Here is a 16436-nt window from a genome sequence, read left to right as displayed (position 1 = left end):
CGCTGTTTTTTAGCGCATTACGTACCACTACGTTTATAATCAAGCGAAAGCGTGTCTGCGACGAAATATACAAACAGTAAAACGGACTATATAAAAACAACAAAGTATAACTTCCTATCATCTATTCATATCATTATAATACAAAAAAGCCGGAAACCTCCCAAAAGATTTCCGACTTTTGTAAACAAAACAATAATAGATTAGATTGTTCTTGCGATGTCGTACATGTACTCATCAATATTCTTTGTCATGTTAAGAGCTTCTTCCATATCGAAATCCTGGAATTTACCATCACGGTATCCAACAACTCTGTTAGTCTTACCTGCTGTCAAAATATCTGCTGCATATGCACCCATCATGGAAGCATATACTCTATCCTTACAGGTTGGGCTTCCACCACGCTGCATGTAACCAAGGATTGTAGCTCTTGTCTCTATACCTGTAGCAGCCTCGATTCTACGCGCCATAGATGTGGAATGTCCAATTCCTTCTGCATTGATAATAATATGATGAGTCTTTCCACGCTTACGATTATCGATAATATTATCAATAACTTTCTGTTCGTTGAAATCATACTTTTCAGGAATAAGGATATCATCTGCACCGTTTGCAATTGTACACCACAATGCAATGTATCCGGCATTACGTCCCATAACCTCAATGATACTACATCTTTCATGTGAAGAAGATGTATCACGTACCTTATCAATAGCAGCCATTGCTGTATTTATAGCTGTATCAAATCCAATTGTGTAATCAGTACATGCTATGTCAAGGTCAATTGTTCCAGGAAGACCAATTGTATTGATTCCATGCTGTGAAAGTTTCAAGGCTCCTCGATATGAACCGTCACCGCCGATTACTACTACGCCGTCAATACCATGCTTCTTACAGATATCGGCACCTTTTTGCTGTCCTTCTTCAGTCTTGAACTCAAGACATCTTGCTGTTCCAAGGACTGTACCACCACGCTGGATAATGTCAGAAACCGAGTGACGATCCATCTCAACGAATTCCTCATTGAGAAGACCCTGATAACCCTTTTTAATACCTACAACCTTAACTCCGTTAGCAATAGCCTTACGAACAACTGCACGAATAGCTGCGTTCATTCCAGGTGCATCTCCACCACTTGTAAGTACACCTATCTTTTTGATTTCTTTTGCCATAATGTCGCTTCCTTTCGCAGATTTCTCCGCACCCTAATATGATACAAGATTGATAAAAATTTATCATTCGTGATTTTTCACAATCACTAATATATTAGCCTATCTTACTAAGATGTGCAACGTATTTAGAAAAGTTTAAACTTTTTGAGAATCAAGAAAACTTCAAGCATTTAAAGGCTTTATGGCACTTAACTTTTTCGTAAAAAATTCTCGGAAAAGGTTTTCCAAAAACTTTTAACAAAAACTTTTGGAAATATACACAATTTAGCCTTTATACGTTTATTTTCATTCACCTGCTTTCATTCTTTTTTCAGTATAAAGCAGCAGTTTTTTCTCAAAACTCTGATTATTATTTCGGACGAAAATAAACCTTTGATAAGTTTACTTCAGGTTGTCTGAACATTATCTTTTCCAAATATTCCTTCTAGTGTCTGGAGCATTTCTTCATTTGCATGAACTCTGATATTGGCTGGATACTTTTTCATTTGTCTAGTATCTTTAATAAAAGCTACTAATCTGTCACGTCCTCCATGACCTTCGATAGTATTTAAAAGCAATTGTTCCTGCTGATTAAATGTATCCATATCCTTAAACTGAATCCACACAGTCCTTGGAACTTCATCAAAGGTCAGTACTTTGTCTGCGATAAGTTTTGCATTCTGCTCATCTTCCACTTTAACATAGCCTTCTATGAAAACTTTCCCATCTTCTTTGAGTCTGAATCCATTCTGTTCATAGGCTTTCGGGAAAACCACAACTTCCAGATTACCTACCAAATCCTCAAGCGTAAGAAATGCCATTACCTGATCTTTTTTGGTGTATTTAATCCTGTTATTTGTGATTATTCCTGCCACTACAACTTTTTGTCTGTCATTTACTTTTGGCTTTGCATTTTCTCCATCTACCATGAAATCACTTGATAAAGCAGTACATCTTTTCTTCATAAAAGCTTCGTAAGGCAAAAGAGGGTGTCCGCTTACGTATATTCCCAAAACTTCTTTCTCAAATTCCAGTACCAGCGCGCGGTCATACTCATCTATATCAGGAAGGCTTATTTCAAACTGTTCTCTTTCATTCGGATCTACGATATCAAACAGACTCATCTGTCCAACCATTGAATTTTTGTTGCTGTGAAGTCCGTCCATCATCTGCATATAAACGCACATAAATTGTCTTCTATTACCACCAAGGCAGTCAAGCGCTCCGGCCTTTATAAATGCTTCAACCGCTCTTTTGTTAAGTTCATGGTCTGCACTCATTCTAGTCAAAAAATCATACAGATTTCTAAATTTTCCGCCTCTTTTTCGCTCTTCTACGATTGCATCGATTACAGTGGTTCCAACACTTTTTATTGCATTTAGCGCATATAGAATCACCTTTTTAGTCTGGCCGTTTTCATCCTGTATTTTCTTTACAGAAAATCCAGCTTCACCTTCGTTTATATCCGGAGGCATAATAGCTATTTTCATATTTCGACAAACCTGAATATATGAAGCCACCTTGGTCGGATTATCTATAACTGATGTCATAAGTGCCGCCATAAACTCAACTTTGTAATAGTATTTAAGCCATGCCGTCTGCATAGCTACAACCGCATAACAGGCAGCATGAGATTTGTTGAATGCATAACTAGCAAAATCCATCATGGAATCAAAAATTTTATTTGCAATTTCGGGCGAAATATTTTTCGAAACACATCCAGGCACATTTTCGCTTGGATTTCCGTAAACGAAATTGTTTCGTTCCTCTTCCATGACATGCTGCTTCTTCTTACTCATTGCACGCCTTACAAGATCAGCTCGTCCAAGTGTATATCCTCCGAGCTTTTGTACGATTTGCATTACCTGTTCCTGATAAACTATACATCCATAGGTCGGTGCGAGAATTGGTTCTAGAAGTTTGGTATCATATTTTATGCTGGACTGGTCTTGTTTTCCCGCAATATATTGCGGAATAAAATCCATAGGTCCTGGTCTAAATAATGATATTCCGGCTATTACATCTTCTAATGATTTTGGTTTTAATCCTTTCATGAATGACTGCATTCCACCTGATTCAAGCTGAAAAACACCATCTGCATGTCCTGTTGCTATAGACGCAAGAACGTTTGCATCATTATAGTCTATTTTATCTATATCGATAAAATTCTCATCATTTTCATGTGCATTATTTATTCTATTGGCGATATTGACCGCATCTTTTATTACTGTGAGAGTTCTAAGACCCAGAAAGTCCATTTTCAAAAGTCCAAGCTCTTCTATTGTAGTCATGGTAAACTGCGTTGTGATAATTCCATCTGCATTTCTAGATAACGGTACAAGGTCTTCTGCTTTTTCTGAACAGATAACCACGCCTGCTGCATGCATTGATGTATGTCTTGGAAGACCTTCAAGCTGCCTGCAGATATCTATTAGTTGATGAGTTTCATCGTTTTCTTCATATTCTTTTTTAAATTCAGGATTAAGAGAAAGCGCCTTATCAAGAGTTATATTAAGCTCATTTGGAACCATTTTCGCAAGCGCATCTGCATAGCTGTAAGGAAGATTCATAACTCGTGCCACATCGCGGATGACACCCTTTGCCGCCATTGTTCCAAATGTAATTATCTGTACAACCTTGTCTGCGCCATATTTTCTCGTAACATAATCTATAACTTCCTGTCTTCTTGTATATTCAAAATCCACGTCTATATCAGGCATAGATACTCTTTCCGGATTAAGGAATCTTTCGAAAAGAAGATCGTATTTTATAGGATCTATGTTGGTTATTTTCATGCAATAAGAAACAAGAGAACCTGCTGCCGAACCTCTTCCCGGTCCTACAGAAATTCCATTTTTCTTTGCCCAATTTATGTAATCCCATACTATGAGAAAGTAATCAACATATCCCATTTTCTTTATAACGCCAAGCTCGTAGAAAAGTCTTTCTTTAAGCTCGTCATAATTATCAGGAAAACGTTCTTTTAACCCATTTACGCAAAGTTCATTTAAATATGACCATGAATCATAGCCTTCAGGGACTTCATAATGCGGAAGTTTTGTAACTCCAAATTCTATTTCAACATTGCATCTTTCTGCAATTTTGGCAGTATTATCTACAGCCTGCTCTGCGTAAGGGAAAAGAGCCCGCATCTCTTCTTCACTCTTAACGTAATACTGACCAAATTCATAACGCATTCTGTCTGTATCAGTTATTTTTTTCTGAGTCTGAATACACAAAAGAACATCATGTGCCTTCGCATCTTCTTTTTTGGTATAATGACAATCATTGGTTGCAACCAGTTCTATACCAAGTTCACTACTCATTCTAAGAAGTGCATTATTAACTGTAGCCTGTTCCGGAATTCCATGATCCTGCAGTTCCAAAAAGAAATTTCCATGACCAAATATTTCATCATATTCTCTTGCTATCTGACAGGCTTTCTCATAATCGTTAGCCGTAATTGCTGACGGAATAGCACCCGCAAGACAGGCTGACAGGCAGATAAGGCCATTATGATACTGTCTAAGTAGTTCTATATCGACTCTTGGCTTGTAATAATATCCTTCCGTGAAACCTTTACTGACAATATGTGATAGATTCTGATAGCCTTCATTATTCTCTGCAAGGAGTATTAAGTGATGATAACGTTCTTCGCCTCCGCTGACATTCTTGTCGAATCTAGATCCCGGCGCCACATATACTTCGCATCCAATAATAGGCTTTATTCCATTTGCTCTGGCTTCTTTATAAAAATCTATCACACCGTACATGACACCATGGTCAGTTATAGCTCCTGAATCCATGCCCAACTCTTTAAGGCGCGCTACATACTCTTTTATCTTATTAGAGCTATCCAAAAGACTGTATTCAGTATGTACATGTAAGTGTGTAAATGCCATATATTTCTCCACTAAAAAAATTGTAAACAGAGGGCAGATAGCCGCCATAGCAACCATCTGCCCTCATATTGGTCAAAGTTATAAAGTCAAAATGTCAAATATACAGGCATATGCCTTTTATGACTTTGGTGTTACTTTTTATTATTTTACCAGTAACACTTTAACTCTTTTATTATTATTCGTTAACTGCTGCCTTAAGAGCCTCAACCTTATCTGTCTGCTCCCAAGGAAGGTTAAGATCGTCGCGACCAAAGTGTCCGTATGCAGCTGTCTGCTTGTAAATAGGACGACGAAGGTCGAGCATCTTAATAATTCCAGCTGGACGAAGATCAAATACCTTACGAACTGCCTCTGTAAGCTTCTCGTTAGAAACCTTACCTGTTCCGAATGTATCAACAAGAACAGATGTAGGCTGTGCAACACCGATAGCATAAGAAAGCTGAATTTCAGCCTTGTCAGCAAGACCTGCTGCTACGATGTTCTTTGCAACGTAACGAGCTGCATATGCTGCACTTCTATCAACCTTTGTACAGTCCTTACCAGAGAAAGCTCCGCCGCCATGACGAGCAGCTCCGCCGTAAGTATCAACGATAATCTTACGTCCTGTAAGACCAGCATCACCCTGAGGTCCTCCGATTACAAAACGTCCTGTAGGATTGATGTAAACCTTAGTATTAGCATCAACCATGCTGCTGTCTACTACTGCATCAATAACATACTTACGAATATCCTCATGAATCTGCTCCTGAGTTACAGCTTCATCATGCTGAGTTGAGATAACAATAGCTTCAAGACGGATTGGCTTGCCATTCTCATCATACTCAACAGAAACCTGGCTCTTTCCATCTGCACGAAGGTATGGAAGTGTACCATCCTTACGAACATCTGTAAGCTTCTTTGTAAGCTTGTGAGCAAGAGAAATAGCGTATGGCATATACTCTTTGGTCTCGTTTGTAGCATAACCAAACATCATACCCTGATCACCAGCGCCGATTGCTTCGATCTGCTCATCTGTCATATTGCTCTCTCTAGCTTCAAGTGCCTTATCAACACCCATAGCAATATCAGGAGACTGCTGATCAAGTGCGATCATAACTGCACATGTGTTTCCATCAAATCCTTTTTTGGAATCATCGTAACCAATTTCACAAACTGTATCGCGAACAACCTTAGCATAATCAACGTGAGCCTTTGTTGTAATCTCACCTGTTACAAGTACGAAACCTGTACATGTTGTTGCCTCACAAGCTACACGGCTCATAGGATCCTGTGCCATGCAGGCATCAAGAATAGCATCAGAAATGTTGTCACAGATTTTATCTGGATGTCCTTCTGTAACGGACTCAGATGTAAAAATAAACTTATCCATTATTATAATTCCTTTCTTCGCATTATGCGCATAGAAAAATCCGTTTGTGCAATACAAACGGACCTGACTGTCAGATAATCAAATCCTCTTATTGCTCGAAATCAAAGAAATAGCATCACTTGATACTATCTGATCCAAAACTCGCTCAGGTTGGCACCTTCCTAACAAGGGGTTGCCGTGGCTTCACAGGTCCTATGTACCTCCACCACTCTGAATAAGAGAGATCATATATATGTAATTGGATTTGGTATCTTCAATCGATAACCTTAGTTACACGCCACTTCAATATAATTAACAGTGACGATTCAGATATACTCTATCCTATTTTTTTTAAAAAGTCAACCAATGAATGATGACAGACAGCGTAAATTAATCTTCATTTATTATTATACTAAGTAGTAATACTCTTTTCCTACCAATTTTATCCGCGACATATCCCGATGGAATTTCAAAAACAAAAACCGAAATAGAATTCAATGACAATATCGTGCTTACAACTATAGGATCTTTTTTAACGTTTCACTCAAAAATATTCCCAAAATGGAAAGCACCACCTTTTCTTAGATTTTTCGCCAAAAAATAATCTTAACGTAAAAGATGGTGCTTTCTATTTTTTTTATATTTCCGAATCTTTATTTACCCTAATATGGTAACAAAAACCTTTAGGTTTTGTGTATTATACAGATGAGTTTTGCTGGCTTGTAATATTTCGTGAGCAGAACTGTTTATAAACGTTGGTACTTATGCGCTGTTTTTTAGCGCATTACGTACCACTACGTTTATAATCAAGCGAAAGCGTGTCTGCGATGAAATATACAAACAGTAAAACGGATTATATTAATATCAAAACCTATAGATTTTTGTCACCCAATTATTACTTTTTTATCTTCATAGTAAGACTTATTCTCTGTTTCTTTTCCTCGACTTCGAGAACTTGAACGTCCACAATATCTCCTACGCTTACAGCTTCGAGCGGATGTTTAATGAATCTGTCTGTAATCTGAGAGATGTGTACAAGTCCATCCTGATGGACTCCTATATCTACAAATGCTCCAAAGTCAACGATATTTCTAACTGTTCCTTTGAGAATCATTCCAGGCTTCAAGTCTTTCATATCCATAACATCGCTTCTTAAAATCGGTGTTGGCATACTTTCTCTAGGATCTCTTGATGGCTTTTCAAGCTCACTTACGATATCTCTTAATGTAATCTCACCAATTCCAAGTTCACTGGCAAGTTTCTCATAGTCAGTAATTTTAGAAGACAACGAACCTGATGGGGACGTTTCTTTAACATTTACATTTTCTGCCTGCAGAGAATTTTTTTCATTTTTATCATTTGAAGCTTTTTCACTGACAAATCCGTTTCCAAAAGCTGCTGCAAGAGCTGCACCCATTGCAGTATTAGTATTTTTGATAAATACTCTTTCTTTTTTAGCCTGACGATTATTCTTCTGTGCTTTTCTTTCTTCCTGCTGTTTAATTGCTGCCTGTTTATGAACATTTGAAGGAGATACCTTTTGAGCCGCCTTTTTCTGAGCTTCTCTAACATCATCCATAGAAAATCCCATACTGTCCATAAGTTTTCTGGTAGCATCATAGCTTTCCGGATGAACTGATGTATCATCAAGAGGGTTATCTCCATCATGGATTCTAAGGAAACCCGCACACTGCTCATATGCCTTGGGGCCAAGTTTTGCAACTTTTAAGAGCTGCTGTCTGGAAGTAAACTTACCATTCTGCTCTCTGTAATCAACAATGTTCTTGGCAATAGTCTTGCTGATACCAGAAATATAAGTCAAAAGAGGTGCTGAGGCTGTATTCAAATCTACGCCAACTTTATTAACGCAATCTTCTACAACTGCTCCAAGTGCCTCTCCGAGCTTTTTCTGATTCATATCATGCTGGTACTGACCTACTCCAATTGACCACGGATCAATCTTTACCAGTTCTGCCAATGGATCTTGAAGTCTTCTTGCAATGGATGTAGCACTTCTTTGACCAACATCAAAATTTGGAAACTCTTCCGTTGCAAGCTTACTTGCTGAGTAAACTGATGCTCCTGCCTCATTCACGATTACATACTGAAGCGGAGTATCTACTTCTTTTATAAGTTCTACAATTACCTGCTCAGACTCTCTTGATGCTGTTCCGTTTCCTACAGAAATCAGACTAACATTGTACTTTTTAATAAGCTTCTTTAATACTTCTTTTGCCTCTGCAACTTTGTTCTGCGGTGCAGTTGGGAAAATAACTGTAGTATCAAGAACTTTTCCAGTTGCATCAACTACAGCAAGTTTACAACCTGTACGAAAAGCCGGATCCCATCCAAGTACAGTTTTACCCGCAATTGGAGGCTGCATTAAAAGCTGTTCAAGATTTTTTCCAAAAACAGAAATAGCAGCATCTTCAGCCTTTTCTGTAAGTTCATTTCTAATGTCACGCTCGATTGCCGGCGCTATAAGTCTGTTGTATGAGTCTTCGCAGATATCCCCAATTAATGGAGCAAGGTCGGATACTTCATTGATTAAAAGCTTCTTATTAAGAAAACGTATTATCTGCTCAACTGGTGCCTGAATCTTCACAACAAGGAATTTTTCTTTTTCACCTCTGTTGATAGCAAGAACTCTATGACCAAGAATTTTGGCAACCGGTTCTTCATAAGAATAATACTGTTCATATACACTTTCTGCCTTTTCATCTTTTGCAGAAGTGATAATTTTTCCCTCTTTAAAGGTTACTTCTCTTATATAAGTTCTAACCTCTGCATTATCAGACAACTCTTCTGCAAGGATATCCTTTGCCCCCATAAGAGCGGCTTCTATATTTGGAACTTCCTTTTCATCGTTTACAAATTTGGCACTTTCACCAAGAAGCTCCTGCATGGACATTTTCTGTTCTCTAAGAATATCAGCAAGCGGCTCTAATCCTCTTTCTTTAGCCATACTGGCTCTTGTACGTCTCTTAGGACGATATGGCGCATACAAATCGTCGACAGCTACTACTGTCTGCGCTTCTATAATCTGTTTCTCTAGTTCCGGAGTCAGCTTTTCCTGTTCACGGATACTGGAAATAACACTCTGCTTTTTCTCTTCAAGCGAGCGAAGATATTTCAAACGTTCATCTAATGTACGAAGCTGTTCATCGTTAAGTGTTCCTGTAGCTTCTTTTCGATATCTTGCAATAAAAGGAATTGTGTTTCCCTCATCTATAAGTTTTACGGCAGCTTCAACCTGCCACTTTTTTACATTCAATTCCTCAGTAATTTTCTGTAAGATGTCCATTAAAAGGCAACCTCCGTAAGTATTTTTAACAAATAAAGTATAGCACTTTTTATGGTAAAATACATTTGTAAATGATACTCGTTTTGAAAGGAATTAATGTATGAAACTACTACTTGCCGAAGACGAAAAAGATCTTTCAAATGCTCGAAATGATGATGGAAAACCCTTCACGAGTATTCTCGGTTGATTCCTTTATGGATAAAATATGGGCAGATGGCGAAGCCGATATCAATGTAGTTTGGGTATACATTTCTTCCATTAGAAAAAAACTTGCAGTCCTTAAATCCAACTGCGAAATCAAAGCTTCACGAGGCGTTGGATATTCTCTTCACATAAAAGACAATGGATAATTTTTTCCCTGAAGAATGGAGACATGCTTATGGTAAAAAAACTCAGACAAAAATTTGTAATAACAGCCATGTTATCTCTTTTACTGATACTAGTAATGATAATAGGAATAATTAATATTGCAAATTACGTTCAGATTCAAAAAAATGCAGATGAAGTTTTAGATATTTTATCTGAAAATAACGGTATTTTTCCAGATATGCAAAAAAGGCTTCCACCTCCGCCAGACTCAGCCAACATGAATAATAGCACTTCAAATGCTCCAATTCCTCAGACGCCGCCTCTTACAGAAAGCTCTTCTTTATTCTGGAATAGATTAGCTTATAACAGATATCTCGAAATGCCTTTCCAGTCACGATATTTTGTTGTTAACCTTTCAAAAGATTTGGAAATAACAAACGTCGATACAACCCATATAGCCGCAATTTCTTCCAGCAGTGCTAAGGAATACGCACAAAAACTTTCCACAAAAATAAATAAAAAAAGAGGCTATATAGATAATCATTACAGGTATCTTATTACGCGTCAAAAAGATGATTCCTACCTTATTGTTTTCCTTGACTGCAGCAACAGTTTCTTTAATGCTAATAAACTTTTTTATTTCACTCTTCTTATAGGAATAGTAGCTCTTACTACTATGCTTATTTTAGTATATCTTTTTTCAGGAAAAGCGGTTGCTCCTGTTGTTGAATCACTTGCTAAGCAAAAAAGATTTATTACAGATGCCGGTCATGAATTAAAAACTCCGCTTGCAGTTATCTCTGCCAACATGGATGTTATCGAACTTGAAAGCGGAAAGAGCCAGTGGACTCAGAGTTCCAAAAACCAGATAAAAAGACTAAACGGACTTATTAAAAACATGCTAACCTTATCCAGAATGGAAGAAGAAAATATACATGTTGTCTTTTCCAATACTAACTTTAGCAAAATTGTAAAAGAATGCTCAGACACTTTTGTTTCTATTGCTGAGAGCAAAAACTATCAATATACCGCAAACATAAATGAAGGCATTGAAATCCTGGGAGACTCAAATGCACTTCATCATCTATGTAATATTTTATTGGACAATGCTATGAAATATGCTTCTTCAAACGGCAATGTTACGGTTACTCTCTCTAAAGAAGCCAATAAAAAATGGGTTTTCTTCGAAGTTTCCAACACCTGTTCTAATATTCCTTCCGGAAATCTAGACAGGTTATTTGACCGTTTCTATAGAGCAGACTCATCCAGAAACAGAGAAACCGGCGGATATGGTATAGGTCTTTCAGTTGCAAGAGCCATTGCCACATCTCATAATGGAACAATCGTTGCCAAAAAAGACGGAGATAACATTATCAGATTTGTTGTAAAACTGCCCGCAAAAAACACTTAAAGAATTCCGCCTTCTACAGCAACCGGTCTGGAACAGGAAATTTCCAGATTTCCATTTCTCTGGCGCATCTTATCTATCATAGCTTTCGTAGATGCTTCATTTCTCATTGTAACAGCATAGGCAAGTCTATATAGGCTTCCCATTCCTGTTGCAAGACCTACTGTCATGGCAAAGAAAATACTAGTAATATCTTGTCCTGTTCCATCATTTCCGTATTTAAGATCCAGATGATCTGTTCTCCATTTTATATTTTCATCAAAAGTTATCCTAAGCTGATCATCTTTTATTCCCTTTAATGCGATACGGTCATAGGAAATAGCCATCATAGGACGCAGCCCCTTATAAAAAGATTTGAAATAATCTATTTCATGAAATCTCTATAAAAGCACTCCTTTTCTCGTTTTCTTTTGATAAAAATCTCTTACAAAGCGAAACTAAAAATTACCTAAGAAATCCAATAACTGTTTTGACCGTAAATTGTATATAGACTATAATTAATATGATATAAAGTCATAATTCAAAGTGATTACATGCCTGCATGAATATCATTTTTTATTCACGACTTAAATAATATGAATAATTAGCAATTAAAAAAGGAAAATGGAGAACAAAATGTACGATAATCCTAGATATAACATGGCAAAAGTATCCATATGGCTTGGCGCAGCTTCTATTCTTATGTGTCAAATTCCTGTTATTCCGCTTGTTCTAAGTGGAATTTCAATAACTCTTGCACTGCTTTCAAGAGGAAGCGATGGTTCGTTTCCGCCTAGTGCCAAAGCAGGGCTTGTTGCCGGCTTTATTAGTCTTGCAATCTCTGGTGTTATTCTTTTTGCAAACTGGTACATGCTGGTAACACAGACAGATTTCTTATCCCTGTATCCGCAATATGTAAATGGTAAGATTTCTTTCAATGAGTTACTTGAACAGCTTCAAAAAAGTCTCCAAAGTTCTATACAATGATAAAGGATAACAAAATGAACAATAATCTTAATTCAAAAAAAATAAAAGATTTTTCAAGAAGTCGCCTATGGGGCAATTATGGTGTTCTTATTTCTGCTATCATAGTCGAATCCACACTTATCTATGTAGCCAAACTTATGGTCAACTTAGAATTCAGCAGTGCCGTTTTATTTCTTATCGCATCTTTTATAATAAATTTACTTTCAGGTCTCCTTATTTCTGGAAGAACCTATATGTACATGAACCTTGTCTATGAAAACCCGCTACAATTAAGTGATCTTTTCTATGGTTTTACATTTAATCAAAACAAAGCCATAATGCTCCAATTGGTTTTCGCAGTCACTTCATTTGTTTCCTCCATTCCTATTCTATTATGGGAAAATAAAAACGAACTTATGAAGCAGCACTTTAATATTTGGTGTATAAGTTCCATTATCATTTTGATATTAGCTCTTACTGTAAACATTTATTTGTCACAGGTTTTTTTCCTGATGCATGATTTTCCAGAGCGTTCTGTGAAACAGCTTATAAACAGTAGTATTTTCCTTATGAAGGGAAACGTATTTAAATATATAAAGCTTATGCTGAGTTTTATTCCTTTCCTTATACTCGGCGTAATCACTATGTTTATTCCTTTGTTATGGGTTTTCTGCTACATACGGGCTTCTCAGGCGCATTTTTACAGGGAACTTATTTCATCACATGATGATAACGCATAATTCTTTAGGCTGCCGCCATTTGAATAAGTGTTCAAAAACATTTTTCTTATGCTATAATGCTAGAAGGTAATAATCTATTATTGTCTGCTACAAAATAAGCAATAAGACAATAATGCATTTTTTGATTAACGGAGGAGAATTTCTATGGAAAATAAAAAAGCCGTCGTGTCACTTGGACATGAAGCTCTCGGATATACAACTGCCCAGCAGAAAGATGCTGTTGCAAGAACTTCCAAAGCTCTTGCAGACTTGGTTGAAGCTGGATATCAGCTCACAATTACCCATTCAAACGGCCCGCAGGTTAGTATGATTCACAAAGCAATGACAGAGCTTCATCGAATCTATATCGATTATACTGCAGCGCCTATGAGCGTTTGCAGCGCTATGAGCCAGGGTTATGTAGGCTATGATCTTCAGAGTTCCTTGAAAAGTGAACTTTCCAAGCGCGGAATCGAGAGAACCGTTTCAACTATTCTTACACAGGTTACTGTTGATCCTTACGATGAAGCTTTCTATTCTCCGACAAAATCCATCGGCCGTTATATGAACAGAGAAGATGCCGATAATGAAATTAAAAAAGGAAATTTCGTCAAAGAAGTTCCTGGCAAGGGGTTCCTGCGTATCGTTGCAGCACCAAAGCCGCTTCATATAGTAGAACTCGATGCAATTAAACTTTTGTCTGATGCCGGTCAGGAAGTTATCGCCTGCGGAGGCGGTGGAATTCCTGTTCTTGATCAGGATCACAATTTAAAGGGCGCTTCTGCTGTAATCGAGAAAGACTCCATTGCTGGAAAGCTTGCCGCTGACCTTAACGCAGAGACACTTATAATCCTTACTTCTGTTCCTTGTGTATATGAGAGTTTCGGAAAAGATGAGCAAAAACCAATCGAAAAACTCACTTTAGATCAGGCAAAAGAATATATAGAAAAGAAAGAATTTGGCGAAGGAAATATGCTTCCTAAGATAGAGGCTGCAGTTACTTTCCTAGAGGCCAATCCAAAAGGATCTGTACTCATTACATCGATTGACAGAGTTAAAGACGCATTAAAGAAAAAAGCAGGTACAATCATTACATATTAAAACACTTACAGGTCTTATAAAATATATCAAATTTACTGATAAGCTAAACGTCACAAAAACATTCTTAGCACATAAAAAGTGGATGTAAAAATGATTCCTCATTTATTACATCCACTTTTTTATTTTACTCTTCTGTCTTTTCTGTTTCTTTTTCTTCTTTTTGTTCTACCTTGGCAGCTGCTGTTTCAGTCCTAATCTCAATTCTCGGACCGCCTTTACCTTCAATATACTCTCTTGTAAGTGTAACACGACCGATATTCTCATCTTTTGGCACTTCATACATAATATCGAGCATAAACTCTTCTATGATAGAACGAAGCGCTCTAGCTCCAGTATTTTTATCAATAGCCTTCTCTGCAATAGCTTCAAGTGCACTATCATCGAAATTCAATGATACTTCATCAAGTGCAAGAAGTTTCTGATACTGCTTCAAAATTGCATTCTTGGGCTTAGTCATAATAGTGATAAGTGCATCTTTAGTAAGACTCTGAAGTGTGCATACGATAGGGAGACGTCCCAAAAACTCAGGTATCATACCAAATTTTCTCAAATCTTCTGTATTAACATGTGAAAGAATATCTGGGTCATCATCATATTTATCCTTAAGCTCACCAGTAAATCCAATTGAAGAGCTCTTATTAAGGCGGTTTTTGATAATATCCTGTAAATCAGGGAACGCACCACCGCAAATAAACAAAATATTCTGAGTATTAACAGTAGTAAGCGGAACCATAGCATTCTTGGAATTAGCTCCAACTGGAACTTCAACATTGGATCCTTCAAGAAGTTTAAGCATACCTTGCTGAACTGATTCACCACTAACATCACGTGCTGTAGTACTCTTTTTCTTGGCAATCTTATCTATTTCATCGATAAATACAATACCTTGCTCTGCCTTTTTAACATCATTTCCTGCTGCTGCAAGAAGCTTTGAAATAACACTTTCGATATCATCACCGATATAGCCAGCCTCAGTAAGTGATGTAGCATCTGCAATTGCAAGCGGCACATCCAAAATCTTTGCGAGCGTTTTAACAAGATATGTCTTACCACTACCAGTAGGTCCTATCATAAGAATATTGGATTTCTCAATTTCGATTTCATCCATAGTACCTGTTGCAACACGCTTATAATGGTTATAAACAGCAACAGACAAAACCTTCTTAGCCTGATCCTGACCTATTACATAATCATCAAGCTGAGCCTTGATCTTGTGAGGCGCCGGAAGATTCTTTATATCTATAAGAGGCTTATCATCTTTCTTGGAACGCTTAATCTTCTGTGAATTAGGAATTCCGCCCTGATTAGAATTGCCGTTTTTATTATTCTTGAACATATCAGACATATTCAAGAATCCAAACTTAGGCATTCCAGAATTCTTATTAAGTTCATCCATAAGCTGAGGATTACTTAAAAGATTCTCATAATCGAATCTGCTCACTGTATCCATTGTTCTATGCATACAATCCTCGCAGATACAAATATTGTTAGGAAGTTTATACATTCGTCCTGCTTTTGACTCAGGTCTTCTGCAGATAAAGCATACATCTTCATAATCCTTCTCGCCATTTTCATTGCCCGAAGTGTCTTTATTATCAGATGTTGCACCAGCAGTATTTTCAGTTTGAGTATTAGCCTTGTCATCGCCAGAATCTGACAAGGAATTTTTCAATTCCTCTTCTTTAGTCTTGGCTACATAGCCATTATCAACTTCACGAAAATCCTGCACATTACCTTTTTCTGCACCACTTATGTCATCGCCAAATTTATTCTTGTCATCAAACATTAAATTGCTCCCTCTAAATAAACAAACAAAAATATCCAATAAAGAGTATATGATATAGTCGGCTTTTCGACAAGTAAACAATTCATAAAAAATACTTATAAGCAAGAAGTCATAGGTTTTTGTTTTCATCAGGAAAATCAAAAACCGTATCAGACCAAAATTTGTCGTTAAGACAAATTTTGTCCTGCAAAGCAGGATTCTTGCTGATGATTATCCTAAATCTCAGCAAGAAGTCATACTTTATTGTTTTTATATAGTCCGTTTTACTGTTTGTATATTTCGTCGCAGACACGCTTTCGCTTGATTATAAACGTAGTGGTACGTAATGCGCTAAAAAACAGCGCATAAGTACCAACGTTTATAAACAGTTCTGCTCATGAAATATTACAAGCCAGTAAAACTAATCTACTAAGTATCCAGAACAATAAATTATAGGTTTTTGATTTATGTAGTCCGTTTTGATGCT

General features: G+C 37.1%; 11 protein-coding genes and 1 riboswitch. Of the genes, 5 read left to right on the top strand and 6 right to left on the bottom strand.

What is annotated here, in order from left to right:
* Nucleotides 1-200: 200 nt before the first annotated feature.
* From pfkA to G634_RS0113815, 4 genes are all read right to left on the bottom strand, one after another.
* Nucleotides 201-1169: a 6-phosphofructokinase gene (pfkA, locus tag G634_RS0113830; RefSeq protein WP_026505780.1), complete on the bottom strand. Its 969-nt coding sequence runs from the start codon at nucleotides 1167-1169 to the stop codon at nucleotides 201-203.
* 386 nt (nucleotides 1170-1555) lie between these two features.
* Nucleotides 1556-5050: a DNA polymerase III subunit alpha gene (locus tag G634_RS0113825; RefSeq protein ID WP_026505779.1), complete on the bottom strand. Its 3495-nt coding sequence runs from the start codon at nucleotides 5048-5050 to the stop codon at nucleotides 1556-1558.
* 175 nt (nucleotides 5051-5225) lie between these two features.
* The gene (gene metK, locus G634_RS0113820; protein ID WP_026505778.1) at nucleotides 5226-6419 is read right to left on the bottom strand and encodes a methionine adenosyltransferase; all 1194 of its coding nucleotides are present in this window, start codon (nucleotides 6417-6419) and stop codon (nucleotides 5226-5228) included.
* 127 nt (nucleotides 6420-6546) lie between these two features.
* A riboswitch (SAM riboswitch) is annotated at nucleotides 6547-6640 on the bottom strand.
* Between the two features lie 653 nt (nucleotides 6641-7293).
* Nucleotides 7294-9702 carry a Tex family protein gene (locus tag G634_RS0113815; RefSeq protein WP_026505777.1) on the bottom strand — a complete coding sequence of 803 codons (2409 nt, stop codon included), beginning with the start codon at nucleotides 9700-9702 and terminating at the stop codon, nucleotides 7294-7296.
* A 113-nt stretch (nucleotides 9703-9815) separates the two neighbouring features.
* Between G634_RS0113815 and G634_RS0113810 the strand changes: the two genes are divergently transcribed.
* Nucleotides 9816-10052 (top strand): winged helix-turn-helix domain-containing protein, encoded by a 237-nt coding sequence (locus G634_RS0113810; RefSeq protein ID WP_305803621.1) that lies wholly within the window; start codon nucleotides 9816-9818, stop codon nucleotides 10050-10052.
* Nucleotides 10053-10081: 29 nt separating this feature from the next.
* Nucleotides 10082-11422 carry a sensor histidine kinase gene (locus G634_RS19365; protein WP_051234028.1) on the top strand — a complete coding sequence of 447 codons (1341 nt, stop codon included), beginning with the start codon at nucleotides 10082-10084 and terminating at the stop codon, nucleotides 11420-11422.
* Here the strand turns inward: G634_RS19365 and G634_RS21650 are convergent.
* Nucleotides 11419-11787: a VTC domain-containing protein gene (locus tag G634_RS21650; protein WP_256379378.1), complete on the bottom strand. Its 369-nt coding sequence runs from the start codon at nucleotides 11785-11787 to the stop codon at nucleotides 11419-11421. The genes G634_RS19365 and G634_RS21650 overlap by 4 nt on opposite strands.
* Before the next feature lie 247 nt (nucleotides 11788-12034).
* Here G634_RS21650 and G634_RS0113795 point away from each other — a divergent pair, with 247 nt between their 5' ends.
* From G634_RS0113795 to arcC, 3 genes are all read left to right on the top strand, one after another.
* Complete coding sequence (locus G634_RS0113795; protein ID WP_026505774.1) at nucleotides 12035-12385, top strand: hypothetical protein; 351 nt, start codon at nucleotides 12035-12037, stop codon at nucleotides 12383-12385.
* Nucleotides 12386-12399: 14 nt separating this feature from the next.
* The gene (locus G634_RS0113790) at nucleotides 12400-13104 is read left to right on the top strand and encodes a DUF975 family protein (RefSeq protein WP_026505773.1); all 705 of its coding nucleotides are present in this window, start codon (nucleotides 12400-12402) and stop codon (nucleotides 13102-13104) included.
* Between the two features lie 144 nt (nucleotides 13105-13248).
* The gene (arcC, locus tag G634_RS0113785; protein WP_026505772.1) at nucleotides 13249-14184 is read left to right on the top strand and encodes a carbamate kinase; all 936 of its coding nucleotides are present in this window, start codon (nucleotides 13249-13251) and stop codon (nucleotides 14182-14184) included.
* A 124-nt stretch (nucleotides 14185-14308) separates the two neighbouring features.
* Here the strand turns inward: arcC and clpX are convergent, their stop codons facing one another.
* A complete protein-coding gene (clpX, locus tag G634_RS19360) occupies nucleotides 14309-15970 on the bottom strand; it encodes an ATP-dependent Clp protease ATP-binding subunit ClpX (protein WP_081676642.1) in 1662 nt (553 codons plus the stop codon).
* Nucleotides 15971-16436: the final 466 nt, after the last annotated feature.

Origin of the sequence: Butyrivibrio sp. NC3005, from assembly GCF_000424545.1 — a bacterium.
Lineage (GTDB): Bacteria > Bacillota > Clostridia > Lachnospirales > Lachnospiraceae > Butyrivibrio.
Note: the sequence above shows the minus strand (reverse complement) of the source record. Positions and strands in the feature narration are given on the sequence as shown.